The organism is Kitasatospora sp. NPDC096204 (assembly GCF_044763205.1).
Lineage (GTDB): Bacteria > Actinomycetota > Actinomycetes > Streptomycetales > Streptomycetaceae > Kitasatospora.
In genome coordinates, this window is the sequence record NZ_JBIWFT010000006.1 from 81039 (window position 1) to 105487 (window position 24449).

Genomic DNA, 24449 nt, shown 5'->3' on the forward strand with positions numbered 1-24449 from the left:
GCTCGCCGACGGCGAAGGTGGGGTCGCATGGCACGTCGTACGTTTTCCGCGCTGGTGGGGGCGGTCTGTCTGGCGCTGGCCGGGCCGGTCGTCTCGGCCGGTGCCGTCGAGCCCGCGGGTGCTCAGTCGGGTGGTCAGTCGGGCGCCGGTGACCCGAGGGCGGCCGCCCTGCGGGCGGTGACCGGCGCCGGTGCGGTCGGGGCGATCGCGGAGGTCAGGGACGGCAACGGGGTCTGGCGTGGGGCGTCCGGCGTCTCCGACCTGGCCACCGGCGCACCGGTCCGCGCGGACGGGCGGTTCCGGGCCGGCAGCGTCACCAAGGTGTTCACCGCCACCACGGTGCTCCAGTTGGTCGGCGAGCGGCGGATCGGCCTGGACGATCCGGTCGAGCGGTACCTGCCCGGGCTGGTCCCGAACGGCGGCCGGATCACCGTCCGCCGGCTGCTCGACCACAGCTCCGGCCTCTGGGACTCCACCAACGAGAAGGGCGGGGTGTTCCCCGACTGGACGGACCCGGCGGGCATCCGCGACTGGCTGGACCACGGCGGCCTGACCCGGCACATCACCCCGGCCCAGGTGGTCGCCTCCTCGGTCGCGCACGCGCCGGCCTTCCCGCCGGGCGCCCGGTTCGGCTACTCCAACGTCAACTACACCCTGCTCGGCATGATCATCGAGAAGGTGACCGGGCACGGCTACGCCCAGGAGGTCACCGCGCGCGTCCTGCGCCCGCTCGGCCTCACCGGCACGTACTTCCCGGGCACGGCCACCGGCATCCGGGGCCCGCACGCGCACGGCTACTGGACGCTGCCCGAGGGCCCCGGCCCGCAGGACCGCAGCGACCGGGACGTCACGGTCGCGAGCGTCACCTGGGCGAACTCGGCCGGTGAGTTGATCTCCACCCTGGGTGACCTGAACCGCTTCCACCAGGCCCTCCTGGACGGCCGGCTGCTCCCGCCGCCGCTGCTCCAGGAGATGACCACGACCACCCCGATCGTGGTCGACGGCGTGCCGTCCTCGCTGGGCTACGGGCTCGGGCTGGCCCGCTGGGAACTCTCCTGCGGTCCGGTTTACGGGCACGACGGCTCGGTGTCCGGGTACAGCACCCAGCTGTGGAGCTCGGGCGACCGGCAGGTGTCGCTGTCCGTCACCCCGCGCGGCGACGAGGCGCAGTTCGTCGCGCAGCTGCAGGCGGAGGGCGGTTTCCTGGAGCAGGCGTTCTGCGGCACCGGGCAACGGGGGACCGGCGCGGGGGCGGGGGCGGCGGCGGGCGTGGCGCAGGGGCCGACCGCCGTGGCGCCGAAGCTTGGCTGACCGCCTGTCGTTCCACGGTTCCGGGGAGGACGAGTACCCGGGGGAAAACGGGTGGCGTCGGCGCCGCCGGGTGGTGAGACTGCGCCGGTGAACGCCTTGCCGCTGCTGCCCGTACCGGACCCACGGTCCCACTTCGTCGCCCCCGGCTACGCGGGCATGGACGCCCTGGTCGCCGGTCTGACCCTGCCGGCCGGGGCGTCCGGCTCCGTGATGAGCGTGCTGGAGACCTCCCGGGAGCTCATCCGGCACTCGTACTTCCGGTACGAGTTCGCCACCGTCGCCGTCACGCACGCGCTGTTCGCCCTGGAGCAGGTCCTCGCCGAGCGGCTGGCCGTCGACGGGCCGCTCCCGGAGCTGATCGAGCGGGCCGTCACCGAAGGGCTCCTCGGGGACGGACCGGCCGCCGAACTCGGCCACGGCGTACGGCTGCGCGACCGGCTCGCGCGGGGCGCGGCGACGAGTGCCGACGTCAGTCCGGAGCGGGCCGCCGGGCTGACCCTTGCCGTCTTCGCCGCCGTTTCCGCGCTGCTCCGCCCGTCCACGGCGGCGGACGCGGACGGCGGGCCGGCCGGGGAGCGACTCGCCCGGCTGTGGGAGGAGCACTGGCAGGCGCCGTTCCCGTCGAGTTTCGTCGCGGCGGACATCGCGGGCTCGACGCTGATCCTTCTGGACTCCCGTGTCGCCGGCTACCTCCGGCGGGATCTGGACGGCGGGCTCGACGGCTCCGGCGTCGCCGGCCTCTGGGCGCTGATCGCCGAGCTCGACCGGGTGGTGCCCCTCATCAACGAGGAGTACGGCGCGGCCTACTTCGGCAGGCTCCGGACGATCGCCAGGCTCGCGGCGGAGCGCCACCTCCCGCCGGCGACCTGAGACCGGCGTCCTGAGACCGGCCTCCTGAGACCGGCGTTCTGAGGGCGGCGTTCTGAGGGCGGCGACCTGAGCCCCGCGAGCGGTACCCCTGGCGGCACCCGGGCCGGAGTTCCACCCGGTGGCCCGGGTGCGTACGGTGATCCACACACCACTCGGAGAGGGGCTTGGGTCATGGCGGGAACGGAAGAGGTGCCGGAGACGGTGCTGACCACCGAACGGCTGCTGGTGCGGCAGTGGACCACGGCAGACCAGGACCGCGCCTTCGACATCTACTCCCGGTGGGATGTCGCCCGGTGGATCGGCCGGACCCCGCGCGCCATGACCGAGCCCGAGGAGGCCCGGGCCTTCATCGAGCGCTGCCGGAAGCGCTCCGTCGATCCGCGCTACGGCGCCTGGGCGATCGAACGGCGTGACACCGGGGTGGTCGCCGGCACCGTCCTGCTGGTGCCGCTGCCGGACGGCGACGGGGAGATCGAGGTCGGCTGGCACCTCCACCCCGACAGCTGGGGCCAGGGCATCGCCACCGAGGCCGCCCGGGCCGTCCTGGCCAAGGGGTTCGCCGACGGGCTGACCGAGATCCGGGCCGTGCTGGCCCCGGACAACGCCCGGTCGGCGGCGGTGTGCCGGCGCCTGGGGATGACCGGTACCGGGCTGACCGACCGGTGGTACGGCCGGGAGTTGGCGGAGTTCCGCATCGCCGCCGACCAGGCGCGCGCGGGCATGACGGACGTGGGTGCGACGGCAGGTGCGACGGCAGGTGCGACGGATGTGACGCTCAACCTCTGGCGTCGGCCGCTCGACGAGGTACCGGCCGAGGTGTGGGACCGCACCGAGCTGACCGTGCTCATCCTCGCCGAGACCGGGATCAGTGAACTGCCGCCTGGCATCGGCCGGTTGGCCGGGCTTCGGACCATCGACCTGGGGCACAACCGGCTCGCCGAGCTGCCCGCCGAGCTCTTCGACCTCACCGGGCTCGGGGACTTCCTCTACCTGCACGACAACGCGCTGACCGCTCTGCCCGAGGCGCTCGGGCGGCTCACCGCGCTGCGCTACCTCAACGTGGGCGAGAACCAACTCGCCGAACTCCCCGCCACCATCGGCGGGTTGGCCTCGCTGGTCGAGCTGCGCGCGCAGCACAACCGGCTCGCCGCCCTGCCGGAGCCGATCGGCGGACTCCGCGCGCTGCGTGAACTCTGGCTGCGCGGCAACGAGTTGACCGGCCTGCCGGAATCATTCGGGCGGCTCGGCGAGCTGCGCGAGCTGGAGCTCCGGGAGAACGCGCTCGCCGAGGTCCCCGCCGTGCTCGCGGGGCTGCCCCGGCTGCGCCGCCTCGACCTGCGCGGCAACCGGATCACCGAACTGCCCGACTGGCTGGCCGATCCGGGTGCGCTGCCCGCGCTGGAGAAGCTGGACCTGCGGTGGAACGAGGTGCGGCCGTCGGCCCGGCTGGTGGCGGCGCTGGCCGCGCGCGGGTGCGTCACGCTCTTCTGAGCCCGGGCGGCCTTCCGGGCCCGGGCGGCGACGTCCGGAAAAGACCGGTGCTCACCGGGGCGGAGCTGCTACCGTGGAACGCATGAAGCGCGCTGCACTCGTCACGACGACGCCGGAGAGAGTCCCGGCGCGCTGACTGCTGACCTAGTCCGAAGCCCCGGGGCGAGTGCCCCGGGGCTTCGTCGTTCCCGGACCCACTCGCCCGCAGACCCGAGTGGAGACCACCGCCATGCACGACCGCCCCAAGCATGACCGCCCCAAGCATGACCGCCCCGAGCACGACCGCCCCATGCATGACCGCCTCGTGCACGACCACCGCAAGCTCGGCCGTGAACTCGACCTGTTCGACACCGACCCGCTGATGGGCTCCGGCCTGCCGTACTGGCTTCCCGACGGCGCCGCGATCCGGCACTCCCTGGAGGAGTTCATCCGCGGCCGGGAGCGCCGGGCCGGCTACCGCCACGTGTACTCCCCGGTGCTCGGCAAGCGGGAGTTGTACGAGATCTCCGGCCACTGGGCGCACTACCGCGAGGACATGTTCCCACCCATGGAACTGGGCTCCGAGGAGATGGTGCTGCGCCCCAGCCTCTGCCCGCACCATGCGCTGATCTACCGCTCCCGTTCCCACAGCTACCGGGAACTGCCGTTGCGCATGGCGGAGTTGGGCGGCATGTACCGCTCCGAGCTGTCCGGGGTGCTGGGCGGGCTGACCAGGGTCCGGGCGATCCAGCTGAACGACGCCCACATCTTCTGCACCCCCGAGCAGGCGGCCGACGAGGCCGTCGCCGCACTGGAGTTGATCCGCGAGGCGCACCGGGCACTGGGTGTCGTCCCGGTCCGCTACCGGCTCTCGCTGCCGGGCGAGGGCGGCAAGTACGTGGCGGATCCGGCACTCTGGGAGCGTGCCGTCGCGCTGCTCACCGAGGTGCTGGAGCGCTCCGGGGTGCCCTTCGAGGCGGCGGAGGGCGAGGCCGCGTTCTACGGGCCCAAGATCGACGTGCAGATCGCCGACGGCGCCGGGCGCGAGTTCACCCTCTCCACCGTGCAGATCGACTTCCACCAGCCCGAGCGGTTCAACCTGCACTACATCGGCGCGGACGGCGCCAAGCACCGCCCGGTGATGGTGCACCGCAGCGTGATCGGGAGTGTCGAGCGCGTGGTCGCCCACCTGATCGAGCTGTACGGCGGCGCGTTCCCGGCGTGGCTCGCGCCCGTCCAGGTGGCGCTGCTGCCCGTCTCCGAGGCCGAACTGCCGCAGGCCGAACGGTTCCGGCAGCGCTGCCTGGACCTCGGACTGCGCGCCGAGGTCGCCGGTCCCGAGCACGGCAGCCTCGGCGCCCGGATCCGCGAGGCCAGGCTGGTGCCGTACCAGGCGGTGATCGGGGCGAAGGAGGCCGTGGACGACCGGGTCGCGCTGCGGCTGCGGGACGGCCGCCGACTGGAGCCGCTGCCGGCCGAGGAGGCGTGGGCGCGGATCGGCGCGCTGGTGGCGGCGTGCGACGCGGAACTCTGGGCGGAGGACGCCGAGCGCTGAACCGGGGGCGGTGGGGGCGGTGGGGGCGGCGGTGGTGGCGGCGGTGGTGGGGCCGCTGGCCGGCACGCCGGTGGCGTCCGTACGACTAGTGCGGCGCGCGGTGTGTCGGCCGGGCGGCGGATGGCGGCCGACCGTCGAATGGGCCCGGCGGCCGAGGCGATGGCCGCCGCTGTCCCCACCCGTACGGAGGTACCCCGATGCGCATCCCCCGTGGCCTCGCCGTTCCCGCCCTGGCCGGCTCGCTCGCCCTCGCCGGGGCCGTGGCCGCCACCCCGGCCGGCTCGGCGGAGCTCCGCCCGCTGCCCGTCCCCGCGGTCCGGTACTGCGCCGCCGTGCTCGGACACGTCCCGGGGGCCGACGCCGCGCAGACCCTCGGGCGGGCCTGCTCCTCGGACTTCAGGAACGGTCAACTCACCCAGGCCGGTGCCGGTTTCGGGTCCTTCGGGCCGATGGGGCGGCTCTCCCCGCCGATGCAGTAGGCCCGGCGGGCGCGTCCTGTGGGTCGACCGCACCGGGCGAGGCGCGAGCCCCGCGCGGTGCGGTGTGGGCCGGGGGCGGTCAGTAGGACTGGAGCTCGACCAGCCGGCCGTCCGGGTCGCGCAGATGGGCGCTGCGCAGGGTGGGGCCCCACTCCGGGCGGTCGGTCGCCGGCGTGACCGGGGTGCCGCCGTGGCGCAGGCAGAGGCCGAGGGCGGCGTCCACGTCGTCGACCCGGAGGACCAGCATCGCGGCGTCCTGCGCATGCGGCCCTGCCTGCGGCGCTGACTGCGGCCCGGTGCCGAGGGTGGCGGCCATCGCGGAGCGGTCGAAGAGGGCCAGGAGGGTCTGGTCGTCGAGGTCCCAGCCGGCGTACGGACCCTCGGGCGCGCCCTTGGCCAGGGTGGCGCCGGTGAGGGCCGGCAGGACCGCGCGGTAGAAGCCGAAGCACTCGGCGAAGCGGGTGACGAGCAAGCGGGAATACAGGGCGTCCACGGGCGAACTCCTGGGCGACGGTGCGACGGTGCGACGGGGCGACGCGGCGATGGGGCGACGCGGCGATGGGCGACCGTCCGAACGGGCGGGCCGGACAGACGTGGCGGGGAGTGGCGCGGCGGCCCGTGACCGCTCGGGCCGGTCGGCCGGCTCAGGCCGTGGGCTGCCCCGGGCGGCGGGCACCGGCGAACTCGCCCGCCCAGCGCGGGACGTCGAGCACGTTCTCGACCCGGGCGACCAGGGTGCCGGTCCGTTCGGCGTGGATCATCGCGCCATCGCCGACGTGGATCCCGACGTGGTGCAGCGGAGCGTCGGGGCGGGAGAAGAACAGCAGGTCGCCCGGGGCGAGCGCGTCGCGCTCCACCGGGGCACTGAGGTTGAACTGCGCGCCCGTGTAGTGCCCGAGTTCGACGGTGCCGTGGCTGGCCCGGTACCAGCAGTAGAGCGACAGGCCGCTGCAGTCGAACCCGACCGTCTTCTCGCCCAGGCACACCCCGTTCAGCCAGCCGTTGTCGGCGTCGCAGAAGCCGAGGCTCGCGCCCAGCCGGTCGCCGCCGCCCCAGGCGTACGGCACACCGAGCTGGCTCGCGGCCACGTCGGCGACCCGGCGGCCCAGCGCGGCGGCCGGCAGCGTTCGGGCGGCCTCGGACGAGGCACCGGACGAGGCATCGGACGCCGCCTGGGCGGCCGGGCCGAGCGCCGGGACGAGGCCGGCCCCGAGTGCGAGGCCGAGCATGCGGCGCCGACGGACTCCGGAGGTCTGGTCGGGGCCGGACGGTTGGGACTGCATGACGGTGCCTCCCGGTGCTGTGGCGGTGGCGAGGGGGTGGGCGCTCGGGGGCGTGGTACCCGGGCGCCCGTACCAGCATTCCGCTCCGGCGGGCCGGTCCGCCATCACCCGCAACGGTGATTCGCGGACGCGGCGGTGATTCGCGGAAGCAACCGCCCGGAAACGGAGGGGAGTTCGTCGGTGAACGGTTCGACGGTCGTTCGGAAGGGGTCGACGACGGGCGCGCACGTTCGGTCGGGGCCGGGGTCCTGCGAAGCCCCGGCGCGCTACGCGGGGCCGGGGCGGGCGCAGGTGGGGCAGCTCGTCCGGTGGTCGGCGATCCTCGCGTCGAGCTGCGCCTTCGTCTTCTGCAGCCGGGCGGTGGTGCGCCGCGTGGAGTAGCCGGCGAGGCCGCGCAGGACGATCCTGCGGCCCTCGTGCGTGACGAGGGTCAGTGAGGTCCCGAGGCCGGAGGCGGAAATGCCCACGGCGGGTCCGGTCGACGCGATCTCGCACCAGGGGATCCGGTGGGTCCACTCCACCGTGCGGTTGGTGATTCCGAAGTCGTCGACGACCAGCCCCGCCCGCGGGGCCCGGTAGACCAGGACGGCCGAGAAGGCGCCCGTCACCGCGCCGAAGACCTTGGCGCCTCCCGGCTCCAGCGCGATCTCCGTGATCGCGACGAGGAGGAAGACCACGCCGGTCACCGTCATGACGACGCGCTGCCAGAGGCTGAGGGGGATGCGGATCGCCGCGGTCGGGCATCGGTCACGCCGAGATGGTGGCAGTGGGGCCGCCCGCCGTCAACGGCTGCGGCACCGTGCGGCAGGCGGCAGGCGGCAGGCGGCCCCGTGCGCCCGTCGGGCGGGCCGCAGCGGTCAGCGGCCGGGGTCGTCGGACGGTCGCCTGAGGATGAGGCCGCCGGCGCGGTCGAGGACTTCGGCGCGGGTGCGGCCGGGGTGGTCGGCGGCGAGGAAGTGGTTGCCGATGGCGAGGCAGAAGGCGAGCAGGCTGCGGGCCTCGACCTCGTCGGGGTCGGTGCAGACGCTGCCGATGGCTTCGCGCAGCAGGTCCATGCGCCTGTTGTCCACGCGGCGCAGGCGTTCGGCGACGGCCTGGTCGCGGCGGGCCCAGTCGCGTACGGCGAGGTCGATGGGGCGCAGGCGGTCGGAGAAGGTGAGCTTCCCGGCGAGGCGGGCCTTGGCCCGGGTGTCCGCGTCCTCGTGGGCGAGCCGGTCGAGGACGTCGTCGGTGGCCTCGTGCTCCCAGGTGTCCAGCATCTCCGTCAGCAGGGCGTCGCGGTCGGCGAAGTAGCCGTAGAACCCGCCCTTGGTCACGCCGAGGGACTTGGCCAGGGCCTCGACCCTTACGGCGTCCACGCCGCCCGAGGCCAGTGCCTGCAGGCCGGCCTCGACCCACTTCTCACGCGGTGTGCGCAACGCGCCCATGGTGTGGTCCACCTCACGATCCCACCCGTTGTGCGGAGGCGTACAACGGGCCTAGCCTCTGGTTATACGCAATCGTACAATGCTGGGAGGGCACCGTCATGTCGTTCGGTTTCGTCGCGTTCCACTACCCGAAGCCCGAGTACGTCGAGGAGTTCGTCGGCCGCTGCCACCGGGTCCGTGAGGTGCTGACCGCGCAGCCGGGATACCTGCGGGCCGAGGTCTGGGTCACCCCCGAGGGCGACGCGGTCGTCACCACCGGGGAGTTCGGGTCCCAGGAGGCGTTCCAGGGGGCGTTCGCCGCCATCGGGCGCGAGGCGGGCGACGCGGTCGTGTTCGACGAGCGCGAGGCCAGGCCCCGCGAGGTGCGAACCCTGCTGTCGCGGGGGTGAGGGGCCCCCGGCACCGGCGTGGGTGTCGGAGTGCCCGGCGGGGGAGAGTACGGGCCCGGCGGGGGAGACGGCTACTCGGTCGCGCAGTCCAGGACCCGGCCGTCGGCCGTGCCGACCAGCAGGCGCCCGGGCCCGGGGACGGTGAGCGCGGTGGGGACGGCGGGGACGCCGGCGACGGTCAGCCGGTGGCGCCGGCGGAGGGCGCCGGTGCGCAGGTCCAGGGCCAGCAACTCGCCGTCGCGGTAAGCGACGTGTGCGGTGTCCCCGTCGGTGTCGAGGTCGGTGGCGACGTGGTCGGTCCGGAAGACCCAGCGGGGCGCGCCGTCGGCGGCCGCGCGGCGGACGACGAACGAGCCGCCGGGCTGCAGCCCGTGGCCGTCGTACACGGTGCCGGTGTGCACCAGGTCGCCGTCCTCGGTCTCCACGCCTGGACCGGGGAAGTGCGTCTCCCCGGGCTCCCAGGAGAACGGGAACAGTGGCCGGACGCCCGGCCCCTCGGGGGAGCGCACCGAGAGCCAGTACTGCTCCCGGCCGTCCGGCGGGACCTCGTTGACGTAGTCCCGGCTGCCGTGCCGGATCCGCAGGCGCTCCTGCCAGTCGAGGTACTCGGTGGTCCGGTGCCGGAGCAGCAGACCGTCGGCGAGGGCGGTGTGCCCGGGCCGTTCCGGGTCGTCCTCGTCCCGGGCGAGGGTGGCCAGGACCGCGCCGTCCGGCAGCTCCTCGATGGCGAGGACGTGGCGCCGGGGCTCCCAGTCCGGGCTCAGTGCGGACAGTGCCCGGCGGGCCTCCTCGCGTCCGTCGGGGCGCGGGGCCGGGATCCGGGGCCCGGCCAGGTCGGCGGGGGTGACCGAACGGGGTGCGGCGGTGCGCCAGTCGGGCCGGCGCAGGACGGCGACATGGCCCTCGACGTGCGCCCTGCGGTCCTTCCGGTCGTCGGGCGGCGCCATCAGCACGCGCAGGGCCTGGCCGTCGAGCCAGGTCAGTCCGAGGACCTGCCGGCCGAGTTCGTGTTCGAGGAGGGAGGTCGTGGCGCCCGTCTCCCAGTCGAGCAGGAGCAGCTCGCCCTCGAAGACGTAGCCGCCGTCGTACGCGCCGGTGCCGACGGCGAGCAGGGGCGCGTCGGGGTGGAAGGCCAGCGCGTGCACCGGGAAACGCGTCCGGAGCACGGCCCGGCACCCGAGGTCCCCGGTGCCGTACACCCCCACCGTCGCCGTCCGGGCGAACCCGCGTTCGCCTGCCACGGCGAGCAGGCCGCGCCGCTCGTCGGGCACGGCGAGGACGGGGTGGCCGACCTCGGCGAACGGGCGGTCGCCGAGCACGCGGAGGACACGGAGCGGGGAGGTCATGGGGAAATCCTCCCATCCGGCGCCGTCGTCAAGCACAGTTGACGCCCGGCGTGGCCAGCGGGCCGTGGCGGCAAGGAAGTTGGCCGTGGCGCCCCTACCCTTGGGCCATGAAGCAGCACATCGTCACGTTGGTCCTCGGCGGCCTCCTGCTCGGCATCGTCGCGTTCGGCGCGGGCTGGTTCGCGGCGGACTCCCGGCAGACGGCTCCGGCGCCGACCTACATCATGGTCACGCCGGAGCCGGTCGCCACGGGCGGCGCGGTCTCGCCGCCCCCTTCGGCCGGCGGCCGGTAGCGCGGCCGGTGGCGCGGTCGGCGGTATGGCCGGTAGCGCGGTCGACGGCGCGAGCCGGCGGCTACTGCCTGACGGCCCAGAAGCGGTCGGCCATGTTGTCGTAGGCGACCGACCCGGACAGCGCCTGGGCCGGCTCCTTCCAGAGCATCTGCCACTGGCCGTCGCCCGGGTCGTTGTCCACGATCACCTCCAGACCGCGCGCCGTGTTCACCCAGCTGCTCGCCTGGTCGCGGAACCCGTAGTCGGCGAAGTACACGGCGGCGTCCTCGTGGAAGAGGTTGAACTGGAGGCGGCGGCCGCCCCAGTTCTTGTCGGTGTAGAAGCAGTAGTAGGACGGTTCGGTGGCCGGGGTGGGGCAGTTCTTCCAGTCCGGGCCCCGGGGCGTGCGGCGGCGGTGGTCGCCGCTCCAGGCCGGCGCCTGCGCCTGGCCGGGCAGGGGGAGCACCACCACCGCGCCGTCCGGGTAGCTGACCTCGTTGGCGGCGGTCTGCCTGCCGCCCCGGCTCGTGGCGAGCTGGGCGTCCACGGACCGCTGCAACGCGTCGCGGTCGCCGTCGCCGAGGGCGGTGATGACGGTCCGCTGGTCCCCGGGAGGGGTGTGCGCGGAGGCGGCCTGTACGCCGAGGGGCGCGGCCAGGAGCACGAGGGCCCCGGCCGTACGGACGAGAAGTCGGCGGACTTGAGAGTGCGTCATATGCCAAACGTAGCCGTGCACATACTGCCAGTAACCTGGCTTTCTCGATCAGGCGGCGCGTGCGCGACAGGGGCGCGCCGGTGCGTACGCGCCCCCCGATCGGGCGAACCTGCGCGTCACTCCCGGGGCCCGTGGCCGGCGGGTCCCGGAACGAGCGGCGCGACGACCCGCTCGGCCGGGCCGGTGTTGACGTCGTCGTCGTTCTCGTCCGAGTTCACCGAGGCGGTGATCGAGCCCGTCGCCCAGGAGGCCAGGCCGAGGATCAGGAAGAGGACCAGCAGACCGCGCGCCGCGCCGCTCAGGACCAGCGGCCGGGTGGCCGAGACCGGGCCCTCCGGCTCGCTGCCCGGCTCGTCGCCGAACAGGCGCTTGGGGTAGGCGGACGAGATCATCACCAGATAGGCGGCGTAGCGCATCCGGTAGCGCACGATCGCGGCCGTCGCCTCGTACAGCGGCTGCGGCATCCGGCCGAGAATCAGCACCACCAGCCAGAGCACGAACGACACCATCCACCACCCCGCGTTCACCAGGCCCTGCACGATCGAGGCCGGGATGACCAGGATGATGCGGAACAGCACGGCGAGCCGGTTCAGCTCACCGGGCCGCAGTCTGACCTGCACCGGGTAGTCGGGGACCTCGAACCGGAACGGCGGGTAGCGGTCCACGGTGAGCATCAGGTACGCGGCGACCCGCGTGTCGTACGGGACGAACGCGGTCAGGTAGTCCGCCACGAAATCCGGCAGCCGGCCCAGCGCCAGTGCGGCGAACCAGCCGAAGACGGTGACGAGGAACGCCACCGCCGTCAACGCCCACACCACCACGAACTGGGGGATCAGCAGCAGGGCCCGCAGCAGCACCGTCCAGCGGTTCTGCGGGCCGGGCGCCGGCATGTCCAGCACCGGGAGCCACTCGCGGCTGACGGGGGCGGGGGGAGCCTGCCACATCCGGGCCTCCACGGTCTCGGGACGACGGGACCCGGCCGTCGGGCGTGGCCGGGTGCCCTCCGAAGATCGCAGCAACCCGCCCGTCCCGCGCGTCCTGCTGCGCCGGACGGGGCAGCGGGACGGGGTGGCTGATCGGACGGGTCGGTCAGCCGATCTTCGCGCAGAGCGGTTCGGCGGAGCCCCGCTCGATGCTCAGCGTGCGGTAGCCGGTGGCACTGATGTCGAGGGTGTAGACACCGTCGACGGTGTAGAGGTCGCGGGGCAGGTTGCCGCCGTCCGGGCCGACGCCGAGCAGGATCGGGCCGTGGGCGTGCCAGGTCTGGGAGTTGTCGGCGCGGTAGTCGACGAGGGCCCGGCCGCCGGCGTCCGCGTCGTACGAGGCGCCGGTCGCCGTGTTGGTGAGCCGCAGGACGAGGGCGCCCCGGAAGGCGGCGCGGCGCACGGTGGTGCCGTCCGGGGCGTACTCCAGCACCCGCCGCTGGACCTCGTCGACGACGGGCTCCATGTGCACGGGGAAGTCGCAGCGGGAGCCGGCCGGGAGGTCGAACGCCGGTGTGGGCGAGGGCTCCCACCCGCCCCGACCGGTGACGGCGCCGGCCGGGGCGGCCGCCAGGCCGGTGAGGGTGACGGCGGTGACGGCGGCCAGCGCGGCGGAGAGCAGGATTCGGCGCATGATCGGTCCTCCTGGCGAGGTGTCGGGCGTTCGGAGGCCCAGCGTGGCAGGAGCCCCTGACCGGATTCTCACCACGGACCGGGCGCTCCCGCCGCCCGGCGCACGCCGATCGAGACCGTGCCTCCGGAGGTCTCCTCGTACGGCCGTTCGGGTTCTAGGGTGGCCCGCCATGGAGTTCCGACTGCTCGGGTCGTTCGAGGCCGACCACCGGGGTGAGCCCGTCCTGGCCGGCAGCCGTCGCCAGGAGCGCTGCCTGCTGGCCGTCCTCCTGCTGGAGGACGGCCGGGTCGTCAGCACCGACCGGCTGATCGACCTGCTCTGGAGCGGCGACCCGCCCGGCTCGGCCCGCGGCACCGTCCACACGTACATCGGACGGCTGCGGGCCCGGCTGCGCCCGTACGGCGTGGTGATCGGGACCCGGCACGACGGGTACGCCCTCGCTGCCGGTCAACACGACGTCGACGTACGGGAGTTCATCGACCTGACCACCCGGGCGGCCGCCACCGGCGACCCCGGCGAACGGCTGCGCTGCCACGACCGGGCGCTCGCGCTCTGGCGTGGGCCGCTGCTCGCGGACGTCGTCGACGAGGCGCTGCGCGGGCGGCTCGGCCGTCGGCTGACCGAGCTGCGGCTGTCCGCCCTGGAGCAGCGGGCCGAGATCCTGCTCGCCATGGGCCGACACGAACAGGTGCTCGCCGACCTGACCGCTCCCGACCTGACCGCTCCCGACCTGACCGCCCCCGCCCCCGCCGCCCCCTCGGCCGGGGCGCTGCCCGCCGCGCCCGCCGGGGCCCTGACTGGCCTTCCCTCCGACGACCTGCTGCCCCGCGAGCGCCTCGTCCTCGCCCTGATGACCGCCCTCTACCGGGCCGGCCGGCAGACCGAGGCGCTCGCCCTCTACCGCCGCACCCGGCGCGTGCTGGTGGACGGCCTCGGGGTCGAGCCCGGCGCCGAACTCGCCGCCCTGCACGACCGCATCCTGCGGGCCGACCCCCGGCTGGACCGCCCTCCGGCGCCGCTGTACGCGGTGCGGGTCGGCGACCAGTGGCTGCCGTGGAGCGCGGGCGGCCACCCCGCGCTGGAGTTCTGCAACACCTACGCCGGCTGGGGCGTCGAGCCGGGTGTCGCGCCGGCTCCCGGGTCGGACTGGCTGCGCGGCTACCCCACGCTCGCCGTCTGGGCCGGCCACCACGACCTCGCCGACGAACCGGTCGTCGAGGCGCTGCTCCGTCGGGCGGCGGAGCGGCCCGAGGAGGCGGCCGGCGTGCTCGCCGACGCCCGCGCGTTCCGGTCGGCCCTCTACGCGGCCCTGACCGACCCGCAGGACGGCGCCGCCTTCGGTGCGGTGGCGGCGGTGGTGCAGGAGGCCGGGCGGTCGGCGGTCTTCACCCGGGGCGAGGACGGCCTGGCGCACTGGCGGCTGCCACCGGCGGCCGGGCTGCGGCTGCCGCTGTACGCCGCCGCCCGCTCCGCCGCCGAACTGCTCGCCGATCCACGGCGGTTCACCATCCGCCGCTGTCCCAGCACCGGCTGCGGCTGGCTGTTCCTGGACGCGAGCGGGCGGCGCCGCTGGTGCAGTCTGGCGACCTGTGGGACCCGTGCGGTCTCCTGAGCCGCCCGCGCCGTCCGCCGAGTGCTCCGCCGAGTGCACCCGGACTTTCCGATGCCTTGACGAACCCATGACACTGGCGGACCATCAAGCTGGCGCGCGCCACCTCCTCCACCGTCCCGCCCCCACGGACCTCCACAGGAGGACAGTCATGCGACTGCCCCGCCGAGGGAAGCCCGCCGCGGCCACCGCCGTGCTGCTGGCCCTCGCCCTCGCCGCCCCGCTCACCGCCCAGGCCGCGACCCCCGACCGCCTGCCGGAGCCCGCGTCCGTCACGGCCGACAGCGCCGCCGACACCGCGCGGCAGTACCGGCTGGACGGCCCCCGCACCGTCGCCGAGCGCACCGCCGTCGCCGCCACCGGCGCCTCCGTCGACGCCGTCCTGCCCGACGCGGTGGTGGTCACCGCCACCCCCGCCGAGGCCGCCCGGCTGCGCGCGCTCGGCTGGTCGCCCGTCGCGCTGCCCGGCCCCCGCTACGGCGCCGAACCCGGCGACGAGGGCCTGGCCGGGCCGGTGTACGACTTCCCGCAGGCCGACGCCGGCTACCACAACTACGCCGAGGCCACCGCCGACATCGACGCCGTGGTCGCCGCACACCCGGACATCATGAGCAAGCGCGTCATCGGCACCTCCTACGAGGGCCGCCCGATCGTCGCGGTGAAGATCAGCGACAACGTCGGCACCGACGAGGACGAGCCCGAGGTGCTGTTCACCGCCCACCAGCACGCCCGCGAGCACCTCACCGTCGAGATGTCCCTCTACCTGCTGCACGAGTTCGGCGACAAGTACGCCACCGACAGCCGCATCGCCAACGCCGTCAACAGCCGCGAGATCTGGGTGATCCCCGACCTCAACCCGGACGGCGGCGAGTACGACATCGCCACCGGCCGCTATCGCAGCTGGCGCAAGGACCGCCAGCCGAACAGCGGCAGCAGCAGCGTCGGCACCGACCTCAACCGCAACTGGAACTACAAGTGGGGCTGCTGCGGCGGCTCCTCCGGCTCCACCTCCAGCGAGACCTACCGGGGCAGCGCGCCGGAGTCCGCCAAGGAGACCAAGGTGGTCGCCGACTTCGTCCGCAGCCGGGTCGTCGGCGGCAAGCAGCAGATCACCGCCGCCATCGACTTCCACACCTACAGCGAACTCGTGCTCTGGCCGTTCGGCTGGACCACCGCCGACACCGCCACCGGCATGACGGCCGACGAGTACAACACCTTCGCCACCCTCGGCCGCGGCATGGCCGCCACCAACGGCTACACGCCCGAGCAGTCGAGCGACCTCTACATCACCGACGGAGCGATCGACGACTGGCTCTGGGGCGCCCAGCGGATCTTCGCCTACACCTTCGAGATGTACCCCGGAGAGACCGGCAGCGGCGGCGGCTTCTACCCGCCCGACGAGGTGATCGACCGCGAGACCAGCCGTAACCGCGAAGCGGTACTGCGCCTGGTGGAGACGGCCGACTGCGTCTACCGCGCGATCGGCAAGCAGCAGCAGTACTGCGGCATTCCGGCCTGACCCGGCGTCGCCGGTTCGGCCCGCTCCGCGCGGGAAGTCGGCCGGTCCGACTTCCCGCGCGGCCTCGGCGGCCCTCGACACCCACCGGCCCCGACACGCACCGGCCTTCTGCGCGCGCAGAAGGCCGGTGCGTGTGTACGGGGACGAACCCCTGGGAGAAACCGTTCATTCGGTTTCCGGGCGGGGTGAGGGCGGCGGGCCGAGACCGAATCGTCGGGCCCGGTCGGCGTGCGCGGTCGCCCGGCAGGCGGTCGGGCCTGACGGGGTGTGAGGAAGGGGAGGGGTCGGCGGGATTCGCCGAGATCGCCTTGTCGGTCGCCGGTGGCGCGCAGCTAAGATACGGGGTGTTTGGTTTTGTTTTCCGGGAGTTCAGGGCGGGGTGGTTTCGGTGGTACGGCAGGAGCGGGCGCTCCGGACTCGTCGGCTGATCCTGGAGGCGGCGGCCTCGGTCTTCGACGAGTTCGGGTACGAGGGCGCGACCATCGGCGAAGTGGTCTCCCGGGCCGGGGTGACGCGTGGCGCGGTGTATTTCCATTTCGCCTCGAAGCGCGATCTGGCGCAGGGCGTCGTGGAGGAGCAGTTCGTCCAGGACGGAGTTCCCGAACGGAGCTGCAAGCTCCAGGAGTTCGTGGACACCGGGATGGTGGTCGCGTACCTGATGCCGCGTGACCCGCTGCTCAGCGCGGGTGCCCGACTCTCACTCGGCCAGGACCTCTTCGACGACCTCGGCAGCGGTGCCATCCCCGGCTGGGTCAGCCGGTTCGAGGTGCTGCTGACCGCGGCGGGTGAGCGCGGCGAGCTGCTTCCGCACATCGTGCCGGCGGACACCGCCTGGCTGCTCGTCGCCGCGTGGACCGGGGTGCAGATCCAGTCCCAGAAACTCAGCGGCCGGGCGGACCTGGAGTCGCGGGTGTCCGCGCTGTACCAGCACCTGATGCCGAGCATCGCCGTGCCGGGCGTGCTCGGTTCGCTGCAGATGGGGCCCGACCGCGGGGCCCAGGTGGTCGCCGAGGCCGCAGCGGCCCGGGCGGCCGCGGAAGGCGGAGGCCCGGCTGTCGACCGGGCCCCGGGCGGTGACTCGCGTGGAACGGGCGGCCCCGTGCGCGTCGAGGCGCCGACGGAGATCGCCGTGGGCTGACGGCGGCCCAGGTCCTCCTGCCCGCGGGAAACCTGACGGGTGCGGGCGAACTGGCGGCGACGGGACCACGGGATCCGTGTGGGGGCCACGCCCCGGGGCGGTAACAAACAGCACGTTCGGTTTCCTACCGCCCCCGGACACGGTCGGCGGCCACGGCTGCCTGACCCCTGCCGCGCCGGACGGACAGCGGGCCGCCCCCGGTACCCGAAGGCACCGGGGGCGGCCCGACCGCCGTCACACGGCGGGATTGTCGGCGCTACGCGACGGGCTGCTTGCCGGCAGCGCGGCGCCGGGCCCGGTGGAGCGCCAGACCGCCGAGGGCGACCAGCCCGCCCCCGGCCAGGCTCGCGCTCGCGGTAGCGGTCGGGGCGCCGGTCACCGGCAGCCCGCCCTTGCCGCCGCCCTGAGGCGGAATCGGGTGGTGACCCGGGTGGCCAGGGCAGCCGTGGCTGCCGCCGCCCTTGTGGTCGTGCCCCTTCGGCGGGCAGGGCGCGACGACGATGCAGAGCTCGACCGGCGGGCTCTGCACGACCTCACCCTGCGGGTCGCGGGCGGTGGCCCGGGCGGTGTTGGTGATGCTGCCCGCCTTCGCGTCCTCCTCGGTCACCGTGTAGGTGCCCTGGCAGGTGGTGCTCTCGCCGGGGGCGAGGGTGGTCCGCTCGCAGGTCACGTTCTGGACCCGGTCGTCGTTGACGGCGACGTCGGTCAGCGTGGTGGACCCGGTGTTGGTCACCGTGTACGTGTAGGTGACGATGTCACCCGGGAACACGGTCCCGTCGGCGTCGGACCGCTTGGTGATGGTCAGTGAGGACGCGCCGGCCGGAACCACCTCGACCGTGGCCTCGGCGGGCGGGCTCTGGACGGGCCGGCCCTGGGGGTCGGTGGCGTTGGCGCGAGCCGTGTTGGTGACGTGGCCGGCCTGGCCGTCGGCCGCCGTGATCACGTACGTGCCGTGGCAGGTCGTGCTCTGGCCGGGGTTGAGGGTGGTCGCGTCGCACGTCACGTTCCGGACGTGGTCGTCGGTCACCGTGAGGTTGGTCAGGGTGGTGTTCCCGGTGTTGGTGACGGTGTAGGTGTAGCGCACGGTGTCACCGACGTGGAACGGTCCGGCGCTGTCAGCCCTCTTGGTGAGGGTGAGCTCCGCGACGCCGACGACGACGGGGACGGTGGCTTCGGCCGGCGGGCTCTGCTCGGGCTGGCCCGCGGGATTGGTGCCGTGGGCGTGGGCGGTGTTGGTCACCTGGCCGGCGGTGACGTCGGCCGCGGTGATCACGTAGCTGCCGTGGCAGGTGGTGCTCTGACCCGGGGTGAGGGCGGTCGCGCCACAGGTCACCGGCGTGACGTGGTCATCGGTCACTGTGAGGTTGTTGACCGTGGCCGTGCCGGTGTTGGTGACGGTGTAGGTGTAGTGGACGGTGTCGCCGAGGTGGAAGGGTCCGACGCTGTCCGGGACCTTGGCGAGGGTCAGTTCCACGACGCCCGCGACCGGGACGCTGGCCTCGGCCGGCGGGCTCTGGACGGTCTCGCCTTCCGGACCGGTGCCGTGGGCGTGCGCGGTGTTGGTGACGTGGCCGGCGGTGACGTCGGCCGCGGTGATCACGTAGCTGCCGTGGCAGGTGGTGCTCTGGCCCGGGTTGAGGGAGGTCGCGCCACATGTCACGTTCTGGACGTGGTCGTCCGTGACGGTGAGGTTGGTGACCGGGGCCGTGCCGGTGTTGGTGACCGTGTAGGTGTAGTGGACGGTGTCGCCGAGGTGGAACGGTCCGATGCTGTCCGGGACCTTCGCGAGGCTGAGCGCCGCGACGCCGATGACGGGGACGGTGGCTTCGGCCGGCGGGCTCTGTTCGGTCTGGCCTTCGGGGTTGGTGCCGGTGGCGACGGCGGTGTTGGTGACGTGGCCGGCGGTGACGTCGGCCGCGGTGATGACGTACGTCCCGTGGCAGGTGGTGCTCTGGCCCGGGTTGAGGGTGGTCGTGCCACACGTGACGTTCTGGACGTGGTCGTCACTCACCGCCACGTTGTTCACAACCGCGGTGCCGGTGTTGGTCACCGTGTAGGTGTAGTGGACGGTGTCGCCGAGGTGGAAGGGGCCGACGCTGTCCGGGACCTTGGCGAGGGTCAGTTCCACGACGCCCGCGACCGGGACGCTGGCCTCGGCCGGCGGGCTCTGGACGGTCTCGCCTTCCGGACCGGTGCCGTGGGCGTGCGCGGTGTTGGTGACGTGGCCGGCGGTGACGTCGGCCGCGGTGATCACGTAGCTGCCGTGGCAGGTGGTGCTCTGGCCCGGGTTGAGGGAGGTCGCGCCACATGTCACGTTCTGGACGTGGTCGTCCGTGACGGTGAGGTTGGTGACCGGGGCCGTTCCCGTGTTGGTGACCGTGTAGGTGTAGTGGACGGTGTCGCCGAGGTGGAACGGTCCGACGCTGTCCGGGACCTTCGCGAGGCTGAGCGCCGCGACGCCGATGACGGGGACGGTGGCTTCGGCCGGCGGGCTCTGTTCGGTCTGGCCTTCCGGGTTGGTGCCGGTGGCGACGGCGGTGTTGGTGACGTGGCTGGCGGTGACGTCGGCGGCCGTGACCACGTAGGAGCCGTGGCAGGTGGTGCTCTCACCGGGGGTGAGGGTGGTCACGCCACATGTCACGTTCTGGACGTGGTCGTCGGTCACGGCCAGGTTGTTGACCGTGGCTGTGCCGGTGTTGGTCACCGTGTACGTGTAGGTGACCGTGTCTCCCAGGTGGAACGGCCCGACACTGTCCGGAACCTTGGCGAGGGTCAGTTCCACGACGCCCGCGACCGGGACGCTGGCCTCGGCCGGCGGGCTCTGGACGGTCTCGCCTTCCGGACCGGTGCCGTGGGCGTGGGCGATGTTGGTGACATGCCCGGCCGTGACGTCGGCCGCCGTGATGACGTACGTCCCGTGGCAGGTGGTGCTCTGGCCCGGGGTGAGGGAGGTCGCGCCACAGGTCACCGGCGTGACGTGGTCATCGGTCACGGTGAGGTTGTTGACCGTGGCCGTACCGGTGTTGGTCACCGTGTAGGTGTAGTGGACGGTGTCGCCGAGGTGGAACGGGCCGACGCTGTCCGGGATCTTCGCGAGGCTCAGCTCCGCGACGCCGACGACGGGGACCGTGGCCTCGGCCGGCGGGCTCTGGACCGGGTGGCCCTCGGGGTCGGTGCCGTGGGCGTGGGCCGTGTTGGTGACATGCCCGGCGGCGACGTCGGCCGCGGTGATCACGTAGCTGCCGTGGCAGGTCGCGGTCTGGCCCGGGTTGAGGGTGGTGGTGTCGCAGGTCACCGGCGTGACGTGGTCGTCGGCCACCATCAGGTTGTCGACCGCGGCCGTCCCGGTGTTGGTGACCGTGTAGGTGTAGTGCACGGTGTCACCCAGGTGGAACGGCCCGGCGCTGTCCGCCCTCTTCGTGAGGCTGAGCTGTGCCACACCCACCACGGGCAGCGTCACCTCGCGCTGCGGGCTCACCACCGTGTCGCCCCGCGGGTCGGTGGCGAACGCCTCGGCCGTGTTGGTGATGTGGCCGAGCGCCAGGTCGGCGTCGGTCACCACGTACGTGGCGTGGCAGGTGGTGCTCTGGCCGGGGTTGAGGGTGGTCGCGTCGCAGGTCACCGGTGTGACGTGGTCGTCGGTGACGGCGACGTTGTCGAGCACCGTCGAGCCGGTGTTGGTGACCGTGTAGGTGTAGTGGACGGTGTCACCGACGCGGACCGGCCCGAGGGTGTCCGCCTGCTTGGTCAGGTCGATCGAGGAGGGGCCGACCACCGTGACCGTGGCCTCGGCCTCCGGTGAGGTGACCGGTTCGCCGTTGGACGTCCCGCTGGCGAAGACGTGGTTGGTGACCTTCCCGTCCTGGGCATCGGCCGCCGTCACGACGTAGCTGCCGTGGCACTTGGTGCTGTCGCCGGGGCTGCCCCGCGGGGCCAGGGTGGTGGTGTCGCAGGTGATCCCGGTGACCCTGTCGTCCGTCAGCGTGAGGTCGGTGATCTCGGTTCCACCGGTGTTGTTGACCACGTAGGTGTACGGCACGGTGTCACCGACGTGGAACGGCTCCGGCGCGTCGACGTGCTTGGTCACCTCGAGCCCCGGTGGCGCCACCACCGGTACCTTCTCCGAGGACGGCGGCGAGGTGACCGGGCCTTCGTCGGTGGTCCCGGTGGCCTGGGCCGTGTTGTCGACGTGGCCTGCGGCGGCGTCCGCGGCGGTGACCAGGTAGGTCGCCGTACACGTCACCGTCTCACCGGGGGCCAGGGTGATCACCGGGCAGCTGATCGGCCCGATCTTGGGGTCGTTGACGGCCAGGTTGGAGATCGGCACGTTCCCGGAGTTGGTGACGACGAAGTCGTACGGGATCGGGGTGCCCACCGTGATCAGCCCGGGCAGCGGCTGGTGCGCCTGCTTGACCAGGTTCAGCTCGGGCAGCGGCTGCTCGGTGCTGATCACCACGTTGCGGACCAGGTGCACGTCGGTGAACAGGCCGGTGGATCCGGCGAAGCCGAACTTGTACGTCGCGGGCAGCGGCTGCGGCGCGGGCGTCTGGATCACCTGGTGCGAGCCGGTGCCGTCGTTGAAGTCGACGGAGACGGTGAGCACCGGCGAGGGCGCGGGCGTCAGGTGCACGTTCACCCGGCGGCGCGAGGGCTCCAGCAGGGTCTGCGCCTGGTCCGGCGTCACACCGGGCGGCAGCGAGGTGAGCGGGCCCTGGAGGGTGCCGGGCAGGGTGGAGGGCCACGGGCCGGTGGTGGTGAAGTTGCTGGTCGTCGCGGTGAGGAAGCAGTAGCCGAGGAGGCCGTTGCCCGGTCCACGGACGGTGACCATGTTGGCGCCCGGCGCGGGGATGCGGAAACCCGTGCCGGCGGGGGAGCGCTGGGAGCAGCCGTTGCCGCGCTGTTCCCAGTCGCCGAAGTAGTTGCCGAGTACGTCGAGCCCGACGCCCAGGTACCCGCTGTCGACGCCGGGCAGGAAGGTCAGGTTCGGGTTGTCGTCGGGAAGCTTCTGGGCGTAGCCGAGGCTGCCGCCGAAGGCGCCGGGGTGGGTGAGCGAGACATCGCCGTTGACCAGGAAGAAGGAGATGCCGTCGGCCGGGGTGGCCGGGGTGGTGCTGCCGTACTGCCACTGGTCGAAGGTCACGTCCAGGCCGTTGCCGGCGGGCAGGGCCTGGTCGAAGAGGACCGCGCCGCTCTGGTCGTTGCTGGAGTCGGTGATCCGCAGGTAGCCGAGGGGGGCGCTGTCCAGCGGGGGCACCGGGCCGACCTCGGGGACGGGGCAGCCGCCGAGGGGGCGGCCGTCCGGCCCGATCGGCGAGGAGGCCGCGCCGGTGAGACAGGCGGAGCCGACGGCGACGAACCGCGGGTCGGCGGTCGCACCGGTGAACGTCTCGTGGAGCAGCGGAGTACCGGTGGCCCGGACCCGCTCCGGCAGCGGCGCGGCGAGGTGGTGGGCGGGGGCGACGGCCTGGGCCAGTGAGGCGGTGAGGCCGGCGCCGATCAGGCCCAGGGTGGCCGCGGCGCTGATGAAGCGGGCCGTTCTGGCACGAAGCCGTGACGGTCCGCGGGAATGTCTCGTCATGCCGTTAATATGCGCGGCGGCTACGGTCCGCTATCACTGAAGTACTGTCAGTGGAGCTATCGAATCGCCCGGACGAGCGAGCCGGAGGGGACGGCCCGATGGTTCACGGGGCGTCAGGGCGGCCCAGGGCCTTCCAGAATCATGCCAATCATCCTCGCTCGGTGCATGCGGTAAGGTGGCCGACGCCGATCGTGGCCGTGACTCAGGGAGGTGAGACCCATCAACGGAATGTCCGAGCGGGTGCTCCCGGAGCGCGGCCGTGCGGGCGCCCGCCGCGCATAGCGCGGACGGCGCGCCGACGCGGTGTCGGCCCTCGCGGGAGCCCTGACGGAGTCGTCAGTCCTCCCGTCTCCCCCCGAGGGGTTCTCTTGCCGATCTTCCCTTCCGCCTCCCTCCGTTCCTCGGTGGTCTCCCGGCTGCGCGCCGCCGGGTGCGTGTTCGCCGAGGACGAGGCGCGGATCCTGCTCTCCGCCGCCGCCTCGCCCGCCGGCCTGGCCGCCATGGTCCGCTCCCGCGCCGACGGGCGGCCGCTCGAACACGTCGTCGGCTGGGCCGAGTTCGCCGGTCTGCGGATCGCCGTCGACCCGGGCGTCTTCGTCCCGCGCCGCCGCAGCGAGTTCCTGGCCGCCACCGCCACCGCGCTGACCTCCCCGGGTGCGGTGGTGCTCGACCTGTGCTGCGGCAGCGGCGCGCTGGGCGCCGCGGTGGCGGCCGCGGCGGCGCACCCGGTCGAGCTGTACGCGGCCGACATCGACCCGGGCGCGGTCCGCTGCGCCCGCCGCAACCTGGCCGGCGTCGCGGCGGGCGTCTTCGAGGGCGACCTGTTCGCCGCCCTGCCCGCGGACCTGCGCGGCCGGGTGGACGTGCTGATCGCCAACGTCCCGTACGTCCCGACCGGGGACATCGGCCTGCTGCCGCCCGAGGCGCGGCTGCACGAGGCCCGGCCCGCGCTGGACGGCGGGGCGGACGGGCTGGACGTGCTGCGGCGGGTGGTCGCCGAGGCGCCGCGGTGGCTGGCCCCCGGCGGGTCGCTGCTGTTCGAGACCAGCGAGCGGCAGGCGCCGACGGCCCTCGCGGTGACCGGAGCGGCCGGGCTGACGGCGGTCGAGCAGTGGCAGGAGGACCTGGACGCCACGGTGGTCTCGGCGACACTGCGCTGAACCGCCCTTCGGTGAAGGGGACTTCGAGTGTCGGAGCCGGCCACCGCACCCCCGTGGCGGTGGCCGGCTCCGGAGCCGGTCAGATGTGGGAGCCGTACACGTGGTCGACCGGGATGGTGAGGAGCACCCGGCGGTCGGAGACCATCGCCTCGCGGTACTCCGCCCAGTCCGGGTGCTCCCCGGCGGCGCGGCGGTAGTAGTCCACCAGTGCCTCGACCTCCGGCCCGTCGGGGTCGGTGCCCGGGCCGGTCAGGGTGGCCACGCCCTCGGCGGTGACCCAGGAGCGGCCGTCCGGCCCGGTCACCTCCAGGCTGGCCCGAGGGTCCCGGCGCAGGTTGGCGGTCTTGGCCCGCCCCTCCTGGGTGGAGACCAGGATGGCGTTCGCCGCCCGGTCGTAGAACGGCAGGACGGGGGAGAGCTGCGGCCGGCCGTCCGCCTTGATGGTGGCGAGGATGCCGAGGCTGCTCTGCTCCAGCAGCGCGTACGGGTCGAAAGGAGTGGCGGTCATGGGAGCATCATCGGCCTTCACACCGGTGTGAGGGCAAGGTTCGCCACGCGTGTTGGGCGAGACGGTCCCCGCGGGACGGCACGGGCCGGCCGGGTCGGTGCGGGAGGTGGGGAAATCCGCCGCGACGTCCGGCGCGAACCGCTAGGGTCGGGCGCGAGACCGGTGACGGTGCGTCAATGAGCGCGTACCGTCCGAACCGAGGG

21 protein-coding genes are annotated in these 24449 nt (G+C 73.7%); 11 read left to right on the forward strand and 10 right to left on the reverse strand.

The window, feature by feature from the left end; all coding sequences use genetic code 11:
• Positions 1-27: 27 nt before the first annotated feature.
• From ACIQ87_RS08695 to ACIQ87_RS08715, 5 genes are all read left to right on the forward strand, one after another.
• Positions 28-1311 carry a serine hydrolase domain-containing protein gene (locus ACIQ87_RS08695; RefSeq protein WP_402403571.1) on the forward strand — a complete coding sequence of 428 codons (1284 nt, stop codon included), beginning with the start codon at positions 28-30 and terminating at the stop codon, positions 1309-1311.
• 87 nt (positions 1312-1398) lie between these two features.
• On the forward strand, positions 1399-2181 hold the full coding sequence (locus tag ACIQ87_RS08700) for a hypothetical protein (RefSeq protein ID WP_402403574.1): 783 nt from the start codon (positions 1399-1401) through the stop codon (positions 2179-2181).
• 171 nt (positions 2182-2352) lie between these two features.
• Positions 2353-3672 (forward strand): GNAT family N-acetyltransferase, encoded by a 1320-nt coding sequence (locus ACIQ87_RS08705; RefSeq protein WP_402403576.1) that lies wholly within the window; start codon positions 2353-2355, stop codon positions 3670-3672.
• A gap of 289 nt (positions 3673-3961) precedes the next feature.
• Entirely contained in the window at positions 3962-5206 is a 1245-nt protein-coding gene (thrS, locus tag ACIQ87_RS08710) for a threonine--tRNA ligase (protein ID WP_402403579.1), read from the forward strand.
• 197 nt (positions 5207-5403) lie between these two features.
• Positions 5404-5685, forward strand: coding sequence for a hypothetical protein (locus tag ACIQ87_RS08715; protein ID WP_402403581.1), 282 nt, complete (start codon positions 5404-5406; stop codon positions 5683-5685).
• Between the two features lie 79 nt (positions 5686-5764).
• Here the strand turns inward: ACIQ87_RS08715 and ACIQ87_RS08720 are convergent, their stop codons facing one another.
• The 4 genes from ACIQ87_RS08720 to ACIQ87_RS08735 form a co-directional block, all read right to left on the reverse strand.
• On the reverse strand, positions 5765-6178 hold the full coding sequence (locus tag ACIQ87_RS08720; protein WP_402403585.1) for a VOC family protein: 414 nt from the start codon (positions 6176-6178) through the stop codon (positions 5765-5767).
• Positions 6179-6329: 151 nt separating this feature from the next.
• Positions 6330-6968 (reverse strand): C40 family peptidase, encoded by a 639-nt coding sequence (locus ACIQ87_RS08725; protein WP_402403588.1) that lies wholly within the window; start codon positions 6966-6968, stop codon positions 6330-6332.
• Between the two features lie 266 nt (positions 6969-7234).
• Complete coding sequence (locus ACIQ87_RS08730) at positions 7235-7660, reverse strand: hypothetical protein (protein WP_402403590.1); 426 nt, start codon at positions 7658-7660, stop codon at positions 7235-7237.
• 165 nt (positions 7661-7825) lie between these two features.
• Positions 7826-8395 carry a TetR/AcrR family transcriptional regulator gene (locus ACIQ87_RS08735; RefSeq protein WP_402403855.1) on the reverse strand — a complete coding sequence of 190 codons (570 nt, stop codon included), beginning with the start codon at positions 8393-8395 and terminating at the stop codon, positions 7826-7828.
• 98 nt (positions 8396-8493) lie between these two features.
• Between ACIQ87_RS08735 and ACIQ87_RS08740 the strand changes: the two genes are divergently transcribed.
• Complete coding sequence (locus tag ACIQ87_RS08740; protein ID WP_402403592.1) at positions 8494-8784, forward strand: antibiotic biosynthesis monooxygenase; 291 nt, start codon at positions 8494-8496, stop codon at positions 8782-8784.
• 71 nt (positions 8785-8855) lie between these two features.
• Here the strand turns inward: ACIQ87_RS08740 and ACIQ87_RS08745 are convergent, their stop codons facing one another.
• Positions 8856-10130 (reverse strand): hypothetical protein, encoded by a 1275-nt coding sequence (locus ACIQ87_RS08745; RefSeq protein ID WP_402403595.1) that lies wholly within the window; start codon positions 10128-10130, stop codon positions 8856-8858.
• A 107-nt stretch (positions 10131-10237) separates the two neighbouring features.
• Here ACIQ87_RS08745 and ACIQ87_RS08750 point away from each other — a divergent pair, with 107 nt between their 5' ends.
• Positions 10238-10423 carry a hypothetical protein gene (locus ACIQ87_RS08750; RefSeq protein WP_392882222.1) on the forward strand — a complete coding sequence of 62 codons (186 nt, stop codon included), beginning with the start codon at positions 10238-10240 and terminating at the stop codon, positions 10421-10423.
• Between the two features lie 61 nt (positions 10424-10484).
• Here the strand turns inward: ACIQ87_RS08750 and ACIQ87_RS08755 are convergent, their stop codons facing one another.
• From ACIQ87_RS08755 to ACIQ87_RS08765, 3 genes are all read right to left on the reverse strand, one after another.
• Positions 10485-11117 carry a peptidase inhibitor family I36 protein gene (locus ACIQ87_RS08755; protein WP_402403598.1) on the reverse strand — a complete coding sequence of 211 codons (633 nt, stop codon included), beginning with the start codon at positions 11115-11117 and terminating at the stop codon, positions 10485-10487.
• A 116-nt stretch (positions 11118-11233) separates the two neighbouring features.
• Positions 11234-12061, reverse strand: a complete 828-nt coding sequence (locus ACIQ87_RS08760) for a DUF4389 domain-containing protein (RefSeq protein WP_402403601.1) — start codon at positions 12059-12061, stop codon at positions 11234-11236.
• A gap of 145 nt (positions 12062-12206) precedes the next feature.
• Positions 12207-12734, reverse strand: a complete 528-nt coding sequence (locus ACIQ87_RS08765) for a hypothetical protein (RefSeq protein WP_402403604.1) — start codon at positions 12732-12734, stop codon at positions 12207-12209.
• A 169-nt stretch (positions 12735-12903) separates the two neighbouring features.
• On the opposite strand from ACIQ87_RS08765, the gene ACIQ87_RS08770 reads away from it, so the two are divergent.
• From ACIQ87_RS08770 to ACIQ87_RS08780, 3 genes are all read left to right on the forward strand, one after another.
• A complete protein-coding gene (locus ACIQ87_RS08770; protein ID WP_402403607.1) occupies positions 12904-14346 on the forward strand; it encodes a BTAD domain-containing putative transcriptional regulator in 1443 nt (480 codons plus the stop codon).
• 148 nt (positions 14347-14494) lie between these two features.
• Positions 14495-15862, forward strand: a complete 1368-nt coding sequence (locus ACIQ87_RS08775) for a M14 family metallopeptidase (RefSeq protein ID WP_402403610.1) — start codon at positions 14495-14497, stop codon at positions 15860-15862.
• 388 nt (positions 15863-16250) lie between these two features.
• A complete protein-coding gene (locus ACIQ87_RS08780) occupies positions 16251-17000 on the forward strand; it encodes a ScbR family autoregulator-binding transcription factor (protein ID WP_402403613.1) in 750 nt (249 codons plus the stop codon).
• Between the two features lie 256 nt (positions 17001-17256).
• Here ACIQ87_RS08780 and ACIQ87_RS08785 read toward each other — a convergent pair whose 3' ends face one another.
• Positions 17257-22578 carry a hypothetical protein gene (locus tag ACIQ87_RS08785; RefSeq protein ID WP_402403616.1) on the reverse strand — a complete coding sequence of 1774 codons (5322 nt, stop codon included), beginning with the start codon at positions 22576-22578 and terminating at the stop codon, positions 17257-17259.
• 368 nt (positions 22579-22946) lie between these two features.
• On the opposite strand from ACIQ87_RS08785, the gene ACIQ87_RS08790 reads away from it, so the two are divergent.
• Positions 22947-23738 carry a putative protein N(5)-glutamine methyltransferase gene (locus ACIQ87_RS08790; RefSeq protein WP_402403619.1) on the forward strand — a complete coding sequence of 264 codons (792 nt, stop codon included), beginning with the start codon at positions 22947-22949 and terminating at the stop codon, positions 23736-23738.
• Positions 23739-23817: 79 nt separating this feature from the next.
• On the opposite strand, the gene ACIQ87_RS08795 is transcribed toward ACIQ87_RS08790, so the two are convergent.
• Positions 23818-24246, reverse strand: a complete 429-nt coding sequence (locus ACIQ87_RS08795; RefSeq protein WP_402403622.1) for a PPOX class F420-dependent oxidoreductase — start codon at positions 24244-24246, stop codon at positions 23818-23820.
• Positions 24247-24449: the final 203 nt, after the last annotated feature.